This is a genomic window from Enterocloster sp. OA13, assembly GCF_022440595.1.
Taxonomy (GTDB): domain Bacteria; phylum Bacillota; class Clostridia; order Lachnospirales; family Lachnospiraceae; genus Enterocloster; species Enterocloster hominis.
The window spans coordinates 2,230,736-2,249,438 of the sequence record NZ_JAKNTF010000001.1 but is presented as its reverse complement, the minus strand read 5'-3'; the positions used below and the strand labels follow the sequence as shown (position 1 = coordinate 2,249,438).

Genomic DNA, 18,703 nt, shown 5'->3' with positions numbered 1-18,703 from the left:
AGGGGGGAAATATCATGCAGCCGGAACAACATACGGTTACCCATACAATCAACAGGTACCGGAGTTTTCGCTATGAACTGATTTTGGAAGGAGTGGCAGTGGGTGCCATTGCAGGCGCGGTGGTGGTGGCTTTCAGGTATCTGATCGGATATGCGGATACACTTTTAAATGCCATATTGGATTACGGGAAGGCCAACACCTGGTTCATCCCGGTTTGGTTCCTTATCCTGGCAGCGGCAGCCTTTGTGGTGGCCGGGCTGCTTAAATGGGAATCCCTGATCTCGGGAAGCGGCATACCCCAGGTGGAAGGCGAGATCATAGGCGAGATTGACGAATGCTGGTGGCGGGTCCTGCTTGCCAAGCTGGGCGGCGGGATACTGTCCCTTGGATGCGGCCTGTCCCTTGGCCGTGAAGGCCCCAGCATCCAGCTGGGGGCCATGGCCGCCAAAGGATTCTCAAGACTGACAAAAAGGGTCAGGACAGAAGAGAAGCTGCTCATCACCTGTGGGGCCAGCGCGGGCCTTTCAGCTGCCTTTAACGCACCCATTGCAGGTATCCTGTTCTCCCTGGAGGAGGTACATAAGCACATTTCACCGGAACTGCTGTTATCCTCCATGGCGGCCTCCATCACATCCGACTTTGTATCCAGGAACGTATTTGGCCTGAAACCTGTATTTACCTTTACCATCACCCACATGATGCCCCTGAACACTTACGGGCATGTGCTACTTCTCGGTGTGCTGATTGGGGCCATGGGAGTGGTCTACAACACGGTCCTGTCAAAGACCCAGGACCTGTACGAGAGGATTCCCTGGCGCCTGGTGCGGGTACTGATACCCTTCCTTCTTGCAGGCGTGTTCGGCTTTCTGTACCGCGGCGTTCTGGGCGGCGGGCATGCGCTGGTGGAAGAGATGTCTGCCGGTGATTTTGTCCTTGGTTCCCTCTGTCTTCTGCTGGTGGTCAAATTCTGCTTCTCCATGGTCAGCTTCGGCTCCGGGGCGCCGGGAGGCATATTCCTGCCATTGCTGGTGCTGGGGGCCATCATCGGAAGCATCTATTACCGTCTGGCGGAACCCTTAAGCCCGTCGCTTTCAGGGCTTTTGGTCAACTTCATCATCCTTGGCATGGCCGGGTACTTTTCAGCCATTGTGAGGGCGCCCATTACAGGAATCATCCTGATCAGCGAGATGTCAGGTTCTTTCTCACACCTGCTGACCCTGTCCATGGTGTCCCTGGCAGCCTATCTGGTGCCTGATATCCTGCGCTGTGCGCCGGTATATGACCAGCTGTTACACCGTCTGCTGGCCAAACAGAACCCGGATAAGAAGGCCACGCTCACAGGGGAAAAGGTCCTGGTGGAGGGAATGATTTATCACGGAAGCGCCGCCGAAGGACAGAAGGTGGCTGCCATTGCATGGCCCAGGACCTGCCTGGTGGTTTCGCTGATGCGGGGCGACGCCGAGTTCGTACCCAGGGGGGATACGGTCCTGCGTGCCGGGGATAAGATTGTCGTACTGTGCGATGAGACTTCAGAAGGCCAGCTGCACCGGACCCTCCAGGAGTATTGTGAGACAGTTGGGCTGGAGCGCAATTAAGATTGCATCGAAGGGAGGAATGTATATGGATTTTTATATGAAGACCGGTAAAAGGGCAGTCCTGCTCACTGCAGTGCTGGCATCATGCATAATTGGCGGGTGTGCAGGCAAGGAACCTGCGCCAACCGAAGCCACGCCGGCTGAGACGTCTGCCAGGGCGGAGGAATCCACTGGGAATGCGGGCATACCCAACCCCATGGAGGAGGTGGACAATGTCCTGGCCTTTGAGAAAATCGGGGTTCATATGGTGCTGCCAAAGGAAGCAGTGGAGCCGTCCTATTTTATTATTAACGGAGAGGTGGCTGATATCCATTTCACCTTCAATGATATAGGGTATACCTACCGGGCATCGGATACGGCAGAGGATTTTGCTGGAATATTTGAGCGTTTTAAGGACGGCGTCCTGACCGAAACAGCCGGAAGCGGCGGACAGACGGCTGAGATACAGATCAAGACCACGGAAAGCGGCGGACGTCTGGCTGCCTGGGAATGGGGCAGTACGAAATACACCCTTTACACGGCCAGCCAGGTGGAGGACGGGGATATCAGCAGCCTTGCACTCACCCTGGCAGAACTGGGTGAGAACGAGAAATAATCCCGATTACTTCAGACAGGCAGGTGTGTATTATGCTGGAATTAAAAGATTTCATGCCTGTTAATTTCCTGAAGAAGGAAAAGTTTACGGGCAGCCATCAGGGAATGCGTTTCCGGATGGAAAAGACAGAGGTGGAAGGTGAGGAAAAGCCTAAGCTGGGTGTCTGCGTGTGGCCGGAGCCATATGGATACGATGCTACCCCAAAAGAGGAGAAAGAAAAAATCCTCCTGGAATTTGACGCGGATGGAATCGCCAAAGGCGTGGACTGGCTGAATGAACAGTTTGTGGCCCAGGCCAGCCGCTGGAAAGCTGCAAGCAGAAGATGATTTCTGCGTTTTGCTGAAAATAGGATATATTTTATGGTTTTTTTATAATTTATTAACGAAATATTTATTTGTGGTTGACTTTTAAAACATGGGACACTATAATAAGCCACATAAAGAAAAGCGCTGGTGCTTAACACCCGGCGCTTTTCCTGTTCTTACGTGAGTAACAGAGTACACAAAGGGGTGTATTGCAATCGTCAGGTACCGGCGGCAATACACCCTTTTGTATTTCAGACATCCCCATTACAAAACTCAAGGAGGAACATTCTATGGAATTTTCAGCAGTAAACACAATCTGGGTCTTGCTGGGCGCAGCCCTTGTCTTCTTCATGCAGGCAGGCTTTGCCATGGTGGAGACCGGTTTTACAAGAGCTAAGAATGCAGGCAACATCATCATGAAGAACCTGATGGATTTTGCCATCGGCACCCCGCTGTTCTGGCTTACCGGATTTGGCATCATGTTTGGCGGGGCAGGCGCCTTGATTGGAGGATTTGACCCCCTGGTAAGGGGTGATTACAGCAGTATCCTTCCTTCCGGTGTTCCCCTTCCGGCTTTCCTGATTTTCCAGACGGTTTTCTGTGCAACAGCAGCAACCATTGTTTCAGGAGCAATGGCGGAGCGCACGAAATTCATATCATACTGCATCTACAGCGCTGTCATCAGCGCGGTTGTATATCCTATATCCGGGCATTGGATCTGGGGCGGCGGCTGGCTGGCCCAGATGGGCTTCCATGATTTCGCAGGTTCAACCGCAGTACATATGTGCGGGGGCGTGGCTGCGCTGGTGGGAGCCAAAATCCTTGGTCCCCGTATCGGAAAGTATGATAAGGACGGAAAACCCAACGCCATCCTGGGCCATAGCCTCACGCTCGGGGCCTTGGGCGTATTCATCCTCTGGTTCTGCTGGTTTGGGTTTAACGGCTGTTCCACGGTATCCATGGATAATGACGCATCTGTTTATTCAGCCGGAAATATTTTCGTGACAACCAATCTGGCTGCCGCAACCGCAACGGTTGCAACCATGATCATCACCTGGCTGCGTTATAAGAAGCCGGACATATCCATGACACTGAACGGTTCCCTGGCAGGTCTGGTAGCCATTACGGCCGGCTGTGACCTGGTAACGCCGGCCGGCGCATTCTTCATTGGTCTGATCGCTGCTTTTGTGGTTGTATTCGGCATTGAGTTCATTGATAAGGTGTGCAGGATTGACGACCCGGTGGGCGCCATCGGGGTCCATGGGATGTGCGGCGCCGCAGGCACCCTGCTGACCGGAGTGTTTGCAGCGGATGGCGGACTGGTGTACGGGGGAGGCTTTCATTTCCTGGGTATACAGCTAATCGGCGTGGCGGCAGTGATTGTCTGGGTCGCGGTAACCATGACCATTACCTTTACCGTGCTGAAGAAGACAATCGGACTGCGCGCCAGCAGGGAAGAGGAGACAAAGGGGCTGGATGCAACCGAACACAACCTTTCCAGTTCTTATGCGGACTTCATGCCAATGGTATTCACGGGTAAGGAAACGGAAGAAGATACACGTGATATGTCCGTTGAGAAGGCTGTTGCAGTGGAACATTTCCCAGCCTCCGTACCAGTGTCCGGTACAACAAAGCTGACCAAGATTGTCATGGTGTTTAACCAGGCCAGGTTCGTCCCGCTTAAGGATGCCCTGTCGGGGCTGGGCGTGACCGGGATGACGGTTACCCAGGTCATGGGCTGCGGCACCCAGAAGGGCCATGTCAATTACTACAGGGGCATTAAGGTGGAGGAAGTGGCCTTCCTGCCAAAGATGAAGCTGGAGGTGGTCGTAAGCAAGGTTCCTGTGTCCGAGGTGATTGAAACTGCCAGAAAAGTCCTTTATACGGGAAATATCGGAGATGGGAAGATTTTCGTATATGATGTTGAGAACGTGATTAAGGTGCGGACGGGAGAGCAGGGTTTTGATGCGCTCCAGGGCGAATAGGGGATTGCATTCAGGCAGGGACTGTATGACCTTGGGTTGTGCAGCCCCTGCCTGTTTTGCGCCTTCTCACTCCTCGGATACCGACCAGAACATCCGGTTTCCTTCCACATATGCAGTAAGCCTGCCTTCGTCCTTCAGCCAGGAAAGGTAGGAACGGATGGTGGAACCTACCAGGACATGCTGCTGGAAGCTCATGGTCAGGCCATAATCATCAAAAACCATCTTAAGGATGGATTCAAAGGTCTGTGGAATGGTACAGATGTCCAGCAGCTTAAGGGCAATTTCATGGACACATTGTTTATTGTATATGGCAAGGTCCCTGATGCTGTCCGTGGCTTCGGCGTGGGCCGGGACAAAAAGCGGGGCTTCCATTTCCATGACCCGGTCCAGGGTTTGGAGGTAGGAGGACACATCATAGATGAATGATACCTTGTATTTGTCAAGGGTTGCCCGGCTGCTGAGACAATCTGCCAGAAAAACGGTTCTGTCCGGGGTCCGCACTCCGATCATCTCAAAAAAGTGGCCCGGCAGCGGGATGATTTCCAGTTCCGAAAGCGCCGTATCCTCCTCCATGGCGCTTATGTCACATACCTGGCTTTCCGGGGCCATGAGGAATTTGTGCCGCAGGTCTTTGAAGGGATAGCCGCCGTACAGGAAAGCGGGTTCCAGCTGGGGATGGCTTGTAAATGCCGCCTCCACGCCTTTGGCGTAAATCTTACAGCCGGTCTGCTGCTGCAGGTATTTATTGCCGCCGATGTGGTCTGCATTGGAGTGGGTGTTGACGATGGCGTGCAGGCTCCATCCTTCCCGGTCCATGATCTGGCGTACTTTCCTTCCGGCATCCTTATCACTGCCGCTGTCAATCAGACATATCCGGGTATCATCAATCTTAAATACGCCGATTTTGGCAGGGCAGTTAATATAGAAGCTCCTGGCGCCTGTCTGTATCAGTTCATACATACTATACCTCCTTGCTTTTATGAGTTAAATTAGCACTATGATATCACATAAAAGGGAAAAATGAAATACAGGTTTATATTTTACTTGAAATTCCCCATATTTCATGTATAATTGTGGGGAGAAATCGACAGGAGGGAATTTGTGTGCTTTTAAACGGAATCAGAGGGTTCTGTATGGCCATGGCGGACAGCGTGCCGGGCGTGTCAGGCGGAACCATTGCTTTTCTACTTGGATTTTATGATGAGTTCATTAACTCGTTAAATGATTTGATGGGAAAGGACAATGCCAGAAGGAAACAGGCATTCTTCTTTCTTTTTAAATTAGGCGTGGGATGGGTGGCCGGATTCTGCCTGTCCGTGCTTGTATTGTCGGGACTGTTCCAGGAACATATATATGAAATCAGTTCCGTGTTCATGGGACTTACCTTTTTTGCTGTGCCCATGGTCATACGGGAGGAGAAGGATTCCATCCGGGGAAGATATGGGAACCTGGTGTTCACGGTTCTCGGCATTGGGCTGGTGTTCTGCATCTCCTATTTTAATCCGGCGGGAGGACAGGGCATTAATGTCTCGGTGGAACATCTGTCGATGGGTCTGGTGGCCTATGTGTTCCTCACTGCCATGGTGGCCATCACCGCCATGGTGCTGCCCGGCATATCCGGTTCCACGCTGCTTCTCATATTCGGCATTTATGTGCCCATTATCGGGGCTGTGAAGGAATTGCTTCACATGAACCTGAATTACGTACCCATCCTGTTCGTGTTTGGCATGGGTGTCATCACCGGGATTGTGGGAATCATCAAAATCATTAAAATGTGCCTGGAGCGTTACCGTTCCCAGACCATCTACGCCATCCTGGGTCTGATGATCGGTTCGCTGTATGCCATTACCAAGGGGCCGACTACCCTGGATGTACCCATGGAGCCTTTGGGGCTTCAGACCTTCAGCATACTGTTTTTCCTGCTTGGCGGCCTGATCCTGGCCGGGCTGGAGTTGTTAAAGACAAGGTTGGAGAAGTAAACAGATATCCATCAGACGGGAGGGGGATGCATGGGAAAGATTGTCCTTCTGGTGCCAAGGGAAGAAATGCTTTACCAGGCCCATAATATTCTTCAGGAAAAAAAGTATGCCATCAGCGACATGCGCGTCATCCAGACTGAAAATGCCGTGGTGGAGGCCAGGAAAGCCATTGCGGCAGGGGCCTCCATCCTGATTGCCAGGGGCCTTCAGGCCTCCGTCATCAAGCAGTACACGGACATACCCGTGGTTGAGATTGTTGTCACGGCCCAGGAGATGGCCCTTCTTGTGGTGAAGGCAAAACAGATTGTGGGAAGGGACATGCCGGTCATCGCGGTGGTGGGCGTGAAGAACATGTTCTGTGACATGTCATACTTTGAAAGCATCTATGATATCAGGCTGAGGACCTACTTTGCCTCCAACGGCGCAGGGCTTAAGGAACAGTCCAGGCTGGCCATTGAGGAGGGGGCTGACCTGGTGATTGGCGGGGATGTGGCTGTGGGGACTGCGAAGGAAGCCGGATGCCCGTCCCTGTTCCTGTCCATGACAGAGGATTCCCTGCGCACCGCCTTTGCCATGGCGGAGAGCATGGACTTTGCCATGGGGGCAGAGAAAAGGAGCAATGCCCAGATTGAGGCGCTGTTGGATTACTCCTTTAACGGCGTGGTCAACATGGACAAGGATGGCGTGATCACTGCCGTGAATCCTGTGATGAAGGATATCCTGGGACCGGACGGGGGACAGGTGGCCGGCAGGAAGATGGAGGATGTATTTAAGGACATTGACCACGGCAAGCTGACAGAGGTACTGGAGGGAAAGCAGGAGAGTTATTCCTCCTTCATGCAGGCGGGCAGCACTGCTGTTTTTGCAATCCTGGCACCGGTCAGGGTGGGGGATGAGACAGAAGGCGCAATCCTGACCTGCCATAAAGTCAAGCGCCAGGGACAGACCAGGGACCGGCAGGGCGCCGTGGCGGAGGGGCAGTTGAAGCACCACGGCCTGATTGCCAGGGGATGTTTCCAGTCCGTCCTGCAGCAATCAAAAGCAATGCAGGACTGTGTACATCTGGCCAGGCTGTATTCCCAGTCAGGACTGCCTGTACTGATTCTCGGGGAGACCGGAACGGAACAGCGACTGCTGGCAGAGAGTATGCACAATGCAGGGTTATATAATGACGGGGCATTTTTCTCCCTTTCCTGCAACGGGCTTTCGGAAACAGAACAGCACAGCATAATCTTCGGGGACAAGGGCGCCGTATTCCTGGCCAACCAGGGCACCATCTATATAGAAGACGTGGAACAGATGTCCCTGTCCAACCAGTTCGGCCTGTACCAGCTCATACGGTATAAAACCGGCAGCAGCAGGGATTTTGCCAGGACCGTACGCTTTGATGTCCGAATCATGGCATCCACTACAATGGACCTTAAGGGATTATGGGACCTGGCCGGGGCAGGCGGGTTCAGGAAGGATCTGCTGTATCTGATCAGCGGGCTGATGCTGTGTGTCCCGCCCTTAAGGAAACGCCCGGAAGACATGGAATTCCTGACAGAGGCATTATTAAAAGAATGCTGTGACAAATATGCAAGATACCATGTGCTGACCAGGGGCGCCATTCAATGCCTCATGGAATATGACTGGCCAGGCAACCGCCTGCAGCTGGAAACCTATATGAACCGGCTGGTGCTGACAGCGGAAAAGAGAAGTATCGACGAGATAATGGTACGCAGGCTCCATGACCAGCTGTACCCGGACCGCGGACAGACACAGGATGGTGATGCTGCTTCAGGCCTGTCAGGACCCATCCGCGGGGAAGAGGAACGGCTCATACGCCAGGCCCTTGGAAGGTTTAACGGGAACCGGGAACGGACCGCTGACAGCCTTAACATCAGCAAGGCAACCCTTTGGAGGAAGATGAAGAAGTATGGTATTGATTCTTTTGAGACAAAAATGAAATAAATATTTCAATTATGAAATCATATTTGAAACAATGGGCGGCTTGTATAAAAAAAGCCGCCTTTTTCATTGACAATGCCAATTGTGGGAAAGGGCAGGCTCCGCTATAATGTGGTCATAGGTCATTCACAATGACAAGTCACTAATAATTGAATCTGAAAGGTGAGGTAACGAGATGAAAGTAGGTTTTATCGGATTAGGCATCATGGGAAAGCCAATGAGCAAGAATTTATTAAAAGCTGGTTATGAACTGGTTGTTTTTGATTTTAATAAGGACGCTGTGAACGAAGTAGTTGGATGCGGCGCTGCTGCAGTGAACAGCGGTAAGGAGGTTGCAGAGCAGTGTGAGGTCGTCATCACAATGGTTCCCAACTCCCCACATGTGCGTGCGGCTGTATTAGGTGAGAACGGCGTTGCCGACGGCGCAAAGCCAGGCACGGTTGTAATTGATATGAGTTCCATCGACCCAACCGAGAGCAAGGCCATTGGCGCTGAGCTGGCCAAGAAGGGCATTGACATGCTGGACGCCCCTGTATCCGGCGGGGAGCCAAAGGCAATCGACGGAACACTGTCCGTCATGGTAGGCGGCAAAAAGGAACTGTTTGACAAGTACTATGACATGCTGATGGTAATGGCAGGCTCAGTTGTATACGTGGGCGAGCTGGGAAGCGGCAATGTGGCCAAGCTGGCGAACCAGATCGTGGTTGCCGTCAACATTGCGGCTGTATCTGAAGCGCTTACATTTGCCAAGAAGGCAGGCACTGACCCGGAACTGGTATACCAGGCCATCAGGGGCGGACTGGCCGGCTCCACTGTCATGGATGCAAAGGCTCCCATGATGCTTAGCAGGAACTTTAAGCCGGGATTCCGCATCGAACTGCATATCAAGGACCTGAACAATGCCCTGAACGCTGCGCATGCAATCAGTTCACCGGTTCCATTAACAGGACAGCTGATGGAAATCATGCAGGGATTAAAAGCAGACGGCTATGAGAAAGAAGACCATTCCAGCATTGTCAAGTATTATGAGAAGATTGCCAATACCACAGTAGAGTCATAATCAGGCCTAAAAGGAGAAGCGTCATGAATACAGATTTTATCAAGGGTGTCATTGTCCCCATCCTCACCCCGATCAATGAGAACGAATTCATTGATGAGGCTAAGTTAAGAGACCAGGTTAATTATGTGATTGACGGCGGCGTGCTGGGCATCCTGGCATTTGGCAGCAACGGCGAGTTCTATATGATTGAAGAAGATGAGATGGAGCGCGGCTTGAAGATCATGATTGACCAGGCCGGCGGACGGGTTCCCGTATACTTCGGCATCGGTGCAATCAGCACTAAGAAATGCTGCAGGCTTGCGAAAATGGCTGCCGCCAATGGCGCTGCCGGTATCTCCATACTCCAGCCCATGTTCTTAAAGCCCACGGAAGACGAGCTGTTCCTCCACTTTAAGACCATTGCGGAGGCTGTGCCGGAGACCCCTGTGCTGCTTTACAATAATCCGGGCCGTGTCAATTATACCATGTCCGCCAGGCTGGTAGAGCGTCTTGCCCGCGAAATCCCCAATATCGTGGGAATGAAGGATACCAGCGGCGATATCACCCAGACATCTGAATTCATCCGCAGGACGCGTGACACAGGCTTCAAGGTATTTGGCGGAAAGGATACCCTGTTATATGCATCTATGTGCCACGGCGCCGTGGGCGGGGTTTGTACCGCAGCCAACTTCATGCCTGAGCTGATAGTGGATGTGTACAACAAGTATGTTGCAGGTGACCTTGCCGGTTCCCTGGAAGCCCAGTTCAAGCTGAATCCCGTAAGGCTTTCCATGGACGGCGCAAGCTTCCCTGTGGCAGCCAAGGATATGGCTAACTTAAGGGGCAGGAACATCGGGCTTCCCTATACGCCCAACCTGGCAACTCCCGAAGGTCCTGTATTGGACAGGATTAAGGCTGAGATGAAGGGTGCAGGCCTTATCTGACCGGCTATTTACTGATTATTTACCACCGCCTGGTGCGGATTTGATTACTCCATAGTTTAAATGCAGACAGGCCGTCAGCGCTGGTTACATAGCTGACGGCCTGTCTGCTGTCCCTGTTCACTTTGACAGACTGTTATTTTATGCCTTTTTGTATGAAATACTGGCATCCCCCCTGGTGTCATGTTATAATCTATTTAATGATTTAGAGAAAAAATTATAACATGCTGGGTGGGCGGTATGAGGGAGTGTGGGAGATACATCAAATATATATGGTTAACTGTCTTTTTGGCACTGTCCATCAGTGCCTTGTTCCTGTTTCCGGCCAGGGCCGCTGACAAGGTACGTGTGGGCTGTGTGGATATTGGGAACTTTATCCAGATGAATCCGGACGGCCGTGCCTATGGCTATGGGGCAGAGTACCTGGATAAGATAGCGGAATATGCGGGATGGGAATACGAGTATGTACAGGCCTCATGGGAAGAGTGCCTTAAGATGCTTAAGACAGGGGAGATTGAACTTCTCCTTCCGGCCGAGTACAGTGAGGAGCGGGCCAGGGATTATCTGTTCAGCAGCTACGAATGCTGCTTTGATTTCGTTGCACTTGTGGGGCGCAGGACGGACAACCGTCTGTATTATGATGATTACGCCGGATTTGACGGTATGCGTGTGGGCATGATAAAGGGCAATTATCTCAACGGCCTGTTTGAGGAATATGCGGGAAGCCACGGTTTTACCTATGAAACCGTATTGTATGACACCGGTACAAAGCTTCTCAATGCCTTGGACAGGGAAGAAGTAGATGCCATCATAAACGGCAACATGGAGTTCAATGTCAATCAGAAGCTGCTGGCCAAGATTGACTATATGCCGGCTTATTTCATAACCTCGGTGAAACGGCCGGACCTGATGGAACAGCTGGACCAGGCGCTGAAACAGGTTTTTATTGAAAATCCCTACTACTCAGCCTCCCTCTATGACAAATATTACGGGGACATGGAAGGCCAGTTTGCGGAGTTCACCCGTGAGGAAATCCAATTCATCAAAGGCAGCGGCCCGGTGACCGTGCTTATTTCGCCTGACGATTATCCCTTTGAATGGTATGACAGGCCTTCTAAAACGTGCAGGGGCGCATTTGTGGATTATATGAGATACCTTGGGAAGATAAGCGGCCTTCGGTTTGATTTCGTTCCAGGCAGTTCAGGCAGTTCCCTTAAGGATGACATTGCCGATGAAGATGCCCAGGTAATCATGAGTATATTCAGGAACCGTCTGGACAGTGATGATGAAGGCCTGTCCTATACCTCGCCTTTTTACAGCTGCAGCTTCAGTCTGGTGGGCAAGCGGGATGAGGCGCTGAACCTTTCCGCCCATCAGCGGATTGCCGTGGTCAGACAGGCGGAAGGCCTGATGGAACTGCTGAAGAAGAAATACCCACTGTGGGAGGTACTGACCTTTGGGACTCCGGAGGACTGCCTGAAGGCAGTGGAGGACGGGACAGCGGACTGTGCCATGGTTTCCTCAATCAAGATTTCAGCGGACAGGAACATGCTGGGCGCCAGGCTATTGGTGGTGGATGGAAGCACGGCCAGTGCCTCGGTATATATGGCAGTGACGGAACAGGCGGACCCGCTGTTAGTCCATGTCCTCTCAAAGACCATTGCCAAGGCCGGTTCCAGTCCCGTTGATGAGGCGGTTTACAGGACCGTCCTGTCCGCCGGGGAACGCAAAGGGTTCAGTTACTTTGTGCGCACCTATCCGGTACAGTTCGCGGTCACGGTCATAGCCATATCGCTTATGGTCATGGGAATCATTTTCATAAGCTATGACAGCAGGCACCAGAAGCTGCAGAACCTGATCCTGCAGAAAAAGAATGAGGAACTGAAGGCAGCCATTGCCATGCAGAAGCTCCTGCGCCGCAAAGCCCAGACAGACCAGCTGACAGGCCTTACAAATAAAACCACCACAGAGGAACTTTGCCGTGCCTGCATTGAGGATGCAGATGGAAAGAACCTTGCCCTCTTCATCCTGGACCTGGATGACTTTAAGCATATTAACGATGAACGGGGACACCAGGCAGGCGATACCGTGCTGAAAGCCTTCGGCGCCACCCTTCAGGGCTGCATCCGCCAGGACGATATAGCGGGCCGGATCGGCGGCGATGAATTCATGCTGTTCATGTCAGGGGTAAAGGATAAGGAGCAGGTGGCAAGGTCGGCAGAACGGATTTACACGGCCCTTAAGGAGAATCCTGACTTTAATGCCACCTGCAGCATGGGAATCGTACTTGCCAAAGGCGGTCAGATGCCTTATGAGGAAATGTTCCGGAAAGCAGACGCTGCCCTGTATGCTGCAAAGGACAGCGGTAAGAACTGGTATCACATCACAGAAACAGCATCAGAAGGGGAATCGTGACCAGGGACAGGATGGTAGTCGTCACGATGCACCGGGATGCGTAGTCCTCATCGGCCCCGTATTTGGCTGCCAGAAGCGCGCTGGTGCTGCCTGCCGGCATACCGGTAAGGATCAGTGAGACGCCTGCCAGCATTGGTTCCACGCGGATGCTGTTAAGGATGAGAAGCGCCACCATGGGCAGGGCTATGAGACGGATGAAGGCCAGGTAGAAGAGGCTGGGCTCCAGTAACTTTTTCCATGGGACGCCAATCATCATGGTGCCGATCACCATCATGGACAGCGGGGAAGTGACAGCGCCTATGTTGCCGATGGCAGTGTCCAGGAAACCGGGGACAGGGAAACCGCTGATCCTGCGCGCCAGGCCCAGGAATACGGTGATGATACATGGATTCAGCAGGATATTCCTGCATTTTGTCTTAAAGTCGGCGGTGGTGAACACGGCAAGTCCTGCGGTCCACATGAAGATACGGTTCGGGATGATGAAAATGGACGCTGCAAACAATCCGTCTGCCCCGTATACGGAGGATACCATGGGCATTCCCAGGAAACCTGAATTATTCACCAGGGTGCAGTACTGGAGGATGCTTTTCTTGTCCTGGGGATATCTGTTGTAGATTACCTTTCCCAGCAGATAGGAGAGGATGGAGATGCAGAACGCCACTGCCAGGATCATGGCGGTCTGGACCAGGATCTGGGGGGTCAGGGGCTTGTTAAAGGAATTGAAGATCATACAGGGAAGGGTTATCTTAAGAATCAGGTCCACCAGTTTCTTCTTGGTATCCTGGTCAATGAGATGTATTTTCATGCAGTACATTCCTACTGCCATATAAACTAAAAGGATGAGCTGGGCATTCAGCATTTTTGTGAAACTATCCATGATGTGGGTCCTCCGCGGTATCATTCATCGGCATGCTCTGTCATTGCATACCGTATAAGAGTATACCTCAGTTCATGCAGGAAAGCCAATAAGTTTTTTTGAGAGATAGGATAAGAAATTTTAATAGGACCTTTAATTGATTGACAGGGGACCCGGATTAAAATATAATCATGGGTAGGCTGTTTGATTCTTAAAATATAGAAGAGGTACATATGCGTCGCTTATCATACATCATAGTAAGTTTAATCATGGTCTTAACCATGTCTTCCATAACCGCTTTTGCAAGGCCTGACTGGCCCACGGACACAGGGGTGCAGTCGGAAGCAGGCATTGTCATGGATATGGATTCGGGGGCTGTGCTCTTTGCCCAGAACATACATGAGCAGAAGATCCCCGCCAGCATCACCAAGCTGCTGACCGCCCTTGTGGTCATTGAGAACTGTGATGATCTGGACGATAAGGTTACCTTCTCCCATGATGCAGTATACAACGTGGAGTCTGGAAGCGGCAACAAGCTGGCCCTGGAGGAAGGGGACGTGCTGAGCGTCCGCGAATGCCTCTATGTGATGCTTCTCCAGTCCTCCAACCAGGCGGCCAATGCCCTGGCGGAATACATCGGGGGCAGCCGCTCCGGGTTCGTGGACATGATGAACCGGAAGGTGGCGGACCTGGGATGCCAGGAAAGCCATTTTGCCAACCCTTCCGGGCTGAATGACGACACCCAGCGCACGTCCGCCTATGACATGGCCCTGATTGCCAGGGCCGCGTTCCAGAACCAGCAGCTTTTAGAAATCAGTTCCACAAGGAAGGCATCCATCCCGGCTACCATCAACAATCCGGATGGAAGGACATTTTCCATGGAACATAAGCTTCTGATCACGGAAGACGAGAACAGCGTGGAGTATTATCCGGACGCCGTGGCTGGAAAGACGGGCTGGACCTCCCAGGCAGGCCAGACCCTTGTGACCTATGCCAGACGCGGCGGCAGGGGAGAGATTGCAGTCACCTTAAGAAGCACCCAGAAAACCCATTACTCAGACACAAAGACCATTCTGGATTTCGGCTTTGCCCGGTTCCAGAATGTCAACATAGCTGATAATGAGACAGAATACGTGACAGGTGATACGCCGGTCACCATTGGCGGTGAGACATATCAGCCGTCTGAGCTTTATATCGATAAGACGGCCGTCATCACCATTCCCAATGAGGCCGGGTTCACGGATGCTGAAAGGGAACTGGTGACGGAACTGCCAAAGGACCATCCCAAGGAGGCCGTGGCAAAACTGGTCTATACCTATAACGAAAGGAAGATAGGCGAGGGATGGCTGTTCACCACAAGGGCCCAGTCCGTGGACGCGGCTGCCCCTCCTTCGGAAGGGGAGTCCCCTGCGGGAACAGAACCGTCCGGGGATGGAACGGGCCAGGAGGCCCCTGGCTTCAAACTGCCCACCCCCCTTCTCATGGCTGGGATTGGAGTCCTCTGCCTGGCAGCGGTCATTGCAGGGAGCTGGCTCTGGCTTAAAAAGCGCCGGGACGCAGAGCGTGAGCGCCAGCGCCAGCTGCGCGAGAAACGCAGACAGAGGCTGGCTGATATCGGGTTCACGGAAGAGGATTTTGAACGGATCCTGGAAGAGCGCAGACAGCAGCGCGACATGCGCTGACTGAAGCAGCGTCCAAAGAATGGGTGCGCAGTCATGCCAAAAGGCACGGATGAAAAGACAGGATACTGGATAATATGCTGGAATGAGACGCGGGCAGATGAAAATGTCTGTCTGCGTCTCATTCAGTGTCTTTGGCCTGACAGACCGGGTACAGGCATGAATTGAAGGAGGTATGGATTTGGCTTATTTTCCGTTTTTTGCAGATATTGAGGGAAGGAAGTGGCTGATTGCAGGCGGAGGGGAGGTGGCCTGCCGCAAGGTGCGCGACCTGATTCCCTACGGTCCACTTATCCAGGTGGTATCGCCCTGCCTTTGTGAGGGACTTTTGGATATGGTGCAGGGCGGCGTTTACGGGGATGCCCTGTCCGTGGCACGGCGGGGGTTCGAAGACAGTGATATTGAGGACGCTGATTTTGTGATTGCAGCAACCAGCGACACTGCATTAAACAGCCACATATCCAGCCTTTGCCAGATTAAGAAAATCCCGGTCAATGTGGTGGATGTGAAGGAGGAATGTTCCTTTATCTTTCCCTCCATTGTCAGGGATGATCCTGTGGTGGTGGGCATATCCACAGGAGGGATGAGTCCTGTCATAGCCAGGTACTTAAAGGACAGGATAAAGGCGGCAATGCCTGAGGGGCTGGGAGGTCTGGCCGCCAGGCTGGGCGGATACAGGGCGCAGGTCAAGGAACGGTTTCCCCATTCCCCTGCCATACGTTCTGCTGTTTTCTATGAGCTGGCACAAGAAGGCCTTCAACATGGCTGCCATCTCACGGACACCCAGGCAGAGACTATCATAAACAGAAAGCGGGAACAAGAACATGAGTAATATCATCCGTATCGGCACAAGGAAAAGCGCCCTGGCCCTGATCCAGACCCATCTGATTGCAGACGGACTGAAACGGGCATGGCCTGACATAGAGGTGGAACTGGTCACCAAGGAGACACTGGGAGATAAAATCCTGGATAAACCGCTGCAGGAATTCGGAGGTAAGGGGGTATTTGTCTCTGAATTTGAACAGGCCATGAAGGAAGGCGCCATTGACCTGGCCGTGCACAGCGCCAAGGACCTGCCCATGGAACTGGGTGAGGGACTGGTGATTGCAGCCGTATCCGGGCGCGGGGACCCCAGGGATGTGCTGGTGACCATGAAAGGCTCCCCTAAGGACAGGGAACATATTGTAATCGGCACCTCCAGTCCCAGAAGACAGCTGGAAGCAGTGGAATACCGCGGGCAGCTGTGGCCGGGGGCCGCCAGTCTAACCTGTGCCACCCTGCGGGGAAATGTCCACACACGGCTCAGGAAGCTGGAGGAGGGGCTTTATGACGGTATCATCCTGGCCGCGGCCGGATTGGAACGTCTGGACCTTCTAGGAAACCCTTCCTATGATTTTAAATATCTGGACCCCACGGTGTTCATTCCCGCCGGGGGCCAGGGAATCATGGCGGTGGAGGCCCGGGAGGGCAGTGACGCCGCCAGGCTCTGCCAGGCCATTGACAGCCGGGAGGGGCGTCTGTGCCTGACCCTGGAGCGCATGGTGCTGAAGCTTCTGGACGCGGGCTGCCATGAACCCATCGGCATCTATTCCAATATCATGGATGGAAAGATGGAGGTATGGGGAATCAGCAGGCCGGACCGTGTCACGAGACGGATCAGCCTGGAGGGAGCGGTCACGGAAAAAGAACTGGAAGCGCTTGCCCTGCAGGCAGGAAGGGGACTGATGTAAGATGGATAGATTGGGATGTGTGTATCTGGTAGGAGCAGGCCCGGGAGACCCCGGGCTGATGACGATAAAGGGCAGGGAACTTCTGTCCTCCTGCGACGTGGTGGTTTACGACCATCTGGCGTCGAAGCGGTTTCTGGACTGGGTTCCTGAAACCTGCAGGAAAATCTATGTGGGAAAACAGGCAGGGCATCACTCCATGAAACAGGAGGAGATTAACGACGTCCTGGTGGAGCTGGCCTTATCCGGCCATACGGTTGTAAGGCTGAAGGGCGGGGACCCCTTTGTGTTCGGACGCGGAGGGGAGGAAATCCTGGCCTTGGAAAAACACGGCATTCCTTACGAGACAGTGCCCGGCGTGACCTCCGCAGTTGCCGTACCGGAATGCGCCGGGATACCGGTGACCCACCGGGCTGTCAGCCGAAGCTTCCATGTCATCACAGGACATACCCAGGCCGGAATGGAATGCCTTCCGCCTGATTTTGGGGTATATGGGACATTACCCGGCACCTTGGTCTTCCTTATGGGGCTGGGGCAGCTTCCACTGATTGCAAAGCAGCTGATTGACAGCGGAAAGTCTCCTGACACACCGGCGGCTGTCATAGAGAACGGGACGCTGCCGGGCGAGCGGGTTGTACGGGCCCCATTGTCCCAGATAAGCAGCCGTGTCAGGGAAGCCGGGCTTGGGACCCCGGCCATCATCGTGGTCGGGGATACGGCCGCATATGAGATGAAGTACAGGACCGCAGGCCCCCTTGCGGGCAGGCGGGTGGGGATTACCGGAACAGAGCAGTTTGCCGGGAAACTGGCAGCAGCCCTTTCGGAACAGGGGGCGCAGGTTTCCTGGCTGGTAAACATGAAGGTGGAGGACCACATAGAGGAAGCCCCCATGCAGGCCGCGTACCGGAACCTCCCTTCCTATACCTGGCTTGTGTTTACAAGCGCCAACGGTGTAAGGCTTTTTTTCCAGGGGCTGTTCAAAGACGGAAGGGATTGCCGCTGCCTGGGGCATGTGAAGTTTGCGGTAATCGGGGACGGTACGGGCAGGGAACTGTCCGGGTATGGATTCAACGCGGACTATATGCCGGACACATACTGTGCGAAAGCCCTGGCAGACGGCCTGGTCCATGCGGTAAGCCCGGGGGACAGGCTGCTGATTGCCAGGTCCGCAGGCGGTTCCCCCATACTTGCGCAGACACTCCTCAATGCGGGGATCCACTTTGACGACATTGTCCTCTATGAAGTGACGGGCCAGCCGTCCGCTTCCTTTATCCCGGAGGAGGTAATGGGATTTGACTACATTACATTTGCCAGCGCGTCCGGGGTCAGGGCATTTTTCGACTGTCTGCCCCAAGGGGGAACCGGGGATAAGGCGGTTGGGATACAGGGGCCTGCAGTACATCCAAAGAATCCGAAACTGGTCTGCATCGGAGCGGTCACTGCCCGCGAACTGGAGCGCCAGGGATATAAGGCGGACATCACCGCAGCACAGTATCATATTGAAGGTCTTGTTAAGGCAATCATAAAGGATTCATTTGTATAACCTGAAGTTATTAAAAATATATAAATAAAGTATAAACAAATCGTTAATTTTCCATTGCCATCTTCACGCTGAAGTGATAAACTCCTTGTCATCA

The 18,703-nt window shown here is 53.1% G+C and carries 15 protein-coding genes; 13 read left to right on the top strand and 2 right to left on the bottom strand.

What is annotated here, in order from left to right; all coding sequences use genetic code 11:
- The first annotated feature begins 14 nt into the window (after positions 1-14).
- From MCJ35_RS09950 to MCJ35_RS09935, 4 genes are all read left to right on the top strand, one after another.
- Complete coding sequence (locus MCJ35_RS09950) at positions 15-1,595, top strand: ClC family H(+)/Cl(-) exchange transporter (protein WP_025487256.1); 1,581 nt, start codon at positions 15-17, stop codon at positions 1,593-1,595.
- A gap of 25 nt (positions 1,596-1,620) precedes the next feature.
- Positions 1,621-2,190, top strand: coding sequence for a hypothetical protein (locus MCJ35_RS09945; RefSeq protein WP_025487257.1), 570 nt, complete (start codon positions 1,621-1,623; stop codon positions 2,188-2,190).
- 32 nt (positions 2,191-2,222) lie between these two features.
- A complete protein-coding gene (locus tag MCJ35_RS09940; protein WP_008725957.1) occupies positions 2,223-2,516 on the top strand; it encodes a hypothetical protein in 294 nt (97 codons plus the stop codon).
- 269 nt (positions 2,517-2,785) lie between these two features.
- Positions 2,786-4,480, top strand: coding sequence for an ammonium transporter (locus tag MCJ35_RS09935; protein WP_025487258.1), 1,695 nt, complete (start codon positions 2,786-2,788; stop codon positions 4,478-4,480).
- Positions 4,481-4,546: 66 nt separating this feature from the next.
- Here the strand turns inward: MCJ35_RS09935 and MCJ35_RS09930 are convergent, their stop codons facing one another.
- Positions 4,547-5,440 (bottom strand): MBL fold metallo-hydrolase, encoded by an 894-nt coding sequence (locus MCJ35_RS09930; protein WP_025487259.1) that lies wholly within the window; start codon positions 5,438-5,440, stop codon positions 4,547-4,549.
- Positions 5,441-5,583: 143 nt separating this feature from the next.
- Here MCJ35_RS09930 and MCJ35_RS09925 point away from each other — a divergent pair, with 143 nt between their 5' ends.
- From MCJ35_RS09925 to MCJ35_RS09905, 5 genes are all read left to right on the top strand, one after another.
- Positions 5,584-6,459 carry a DUF368 domain-containing protein gene (locus MCJ35_RS09925; protein ID WP_329602482.1) on the top strand — a complete coding sequence of 292 codons (876 nt, stop codon included), beginning with the start codon at positions 5,584-5,586 and terminating at the stop codon, positions 6,457-6,459.
- A gap of 30 nt (positions 6,460-6,489) precedes the next feature.
- On the top strand, positions 6,490-8,412 hold the full coding sequence (locus MCJ35_RS09920) for a sigma-54-dependent Fis family transcriptional regulator (RefSeq protein WP_025487261.1): 1,923 nt from the start codon (positions 6,490-6,492) through the stop codon (positions 8,410-8,412).
- 172 nt (positions 8,413-8,584) lie between these two features.
- Positions 8,585-9,469 carry a 2-hydroxy-3-oxopropionate reductase gene (gene garR / locus MCJ35_RS09915; RefSeq protein ID WP_008725947.1) on the top strand — a complete coding sequence of 295 codons (885 nt, stop codon included), beginning with the start codon at positions 8,585-8,587 and terminating at the stop codon, positions 9,467-9,469.
- A 23-nt stretch (positions 9,470-9,492) separates the two neighbouring features.
- Positions 9,493-10,392: a dihydrodipicolinate synthase family protein gene (locus MCJ35_RS09910; RefSeq protein WP_008725945.1), complete on the top strand. Its 900-nt coding sequence runs from the start codon at positions 9,493-9,495 to the stop codon at positions 10,390-10,392.
- A 237-nt stretch (positions 10,393-10,629) separates the two neighbouring features.
- Positions 10,630-12,804, top strand: a complete 2,175-nt coding sequence (locus MCJ35_RS09905; RefSeq protein ID WP_240299463.1) for a transporter substrate-binding domain-containing diguanylate cyclase — start codon at positions 10,630-10,632, stop codon at positions 12,802-12,804.
- Here MCJ35_RS09905 and MCJ35_RS09900 read toward each other — a convergent pair.
- Positions 12,773-13,681 (bottom strand): AEC family transporter, encoded by a 909-nt coding sequence (locus MCJ35_RS09900; RefSeq protein WP_025487263.1) that lies wholly within the window; start codon positions 13,679-13,681, stop codon positions 12,773-12,775. The two genes, MCJ35_RS09905 and MCJ35_RS09900, sit on opposite strands and share 32 nt — an antisense overlap.
- Positions 13,682-13,893: 212 nt before the next feature.
- Between MCJ35_RS09900 and MCJ35_RS09895 the strand changes: the two genes are divergently transcribed.
- The 4 genes from MCJ35_RS09895 (at position 13,894) to cobA (ending at position 18,609) form a co-directional block, all read left to right on the top strand.
- Complete coding sequence (locus MCJ35_RS09895; RefSeq protein WP_240299462.1) at positions 13,894-15,342, top strand: D-alanyl-D-alanine carboxypeptidase family protein; 1,449 nt, start codon at positions 13,894-13,896, stop codon at positions 15,340-15,342.
- A 178-nt stretch (positions 15,343-15,520) separates the two neighbouring features.
- Positions 15,521-16,171 carry a precorrin-2 dehydrogenase/sirohydrochlorin ferrochelatase family protein gene (locus MCJ35_RS09890; RefSeq protein ID WP_025487265.1) on the top strand — a complete coding sequence of 217 codons (651 nt, stop codon included), beginning with the start codon at positions 15,521-15,523 and terminating at the stop codon, positions 16,169-16,171.
- Positions 16,164-17,069 carry a hydroxymethylbilane synthase gene (gene hemC, locus MCJ35_RS09885; RefSeq protein ID WP_008725934.1) on the top strand — a complete coding sequence of 302 codons (906 nt, stop codon included), beginning with the start codon at positions 16,164-16,166 and terminating at the stop codon, positions 17,067-17,069. The genes MCJ35_RS09890 and hemC overlap by 8 nt, the downstream gene beginning before the upstream one ends.
- 1 nt (position 17,070) lies before the next feature.
- Positions 17,071-18,609, top strand: coding sequence for a uroporphyrinogen-III C-methyltransferase (gene cobA / locus MCJ35_RS09880; protein WP_025487266.1), 1,539 nt, complete (start codon positions 17,071-17,073; stop codon positions 18,607-18,609).
- Positions 18,610-18,703 lie beyond the last annotated feature (94 nt).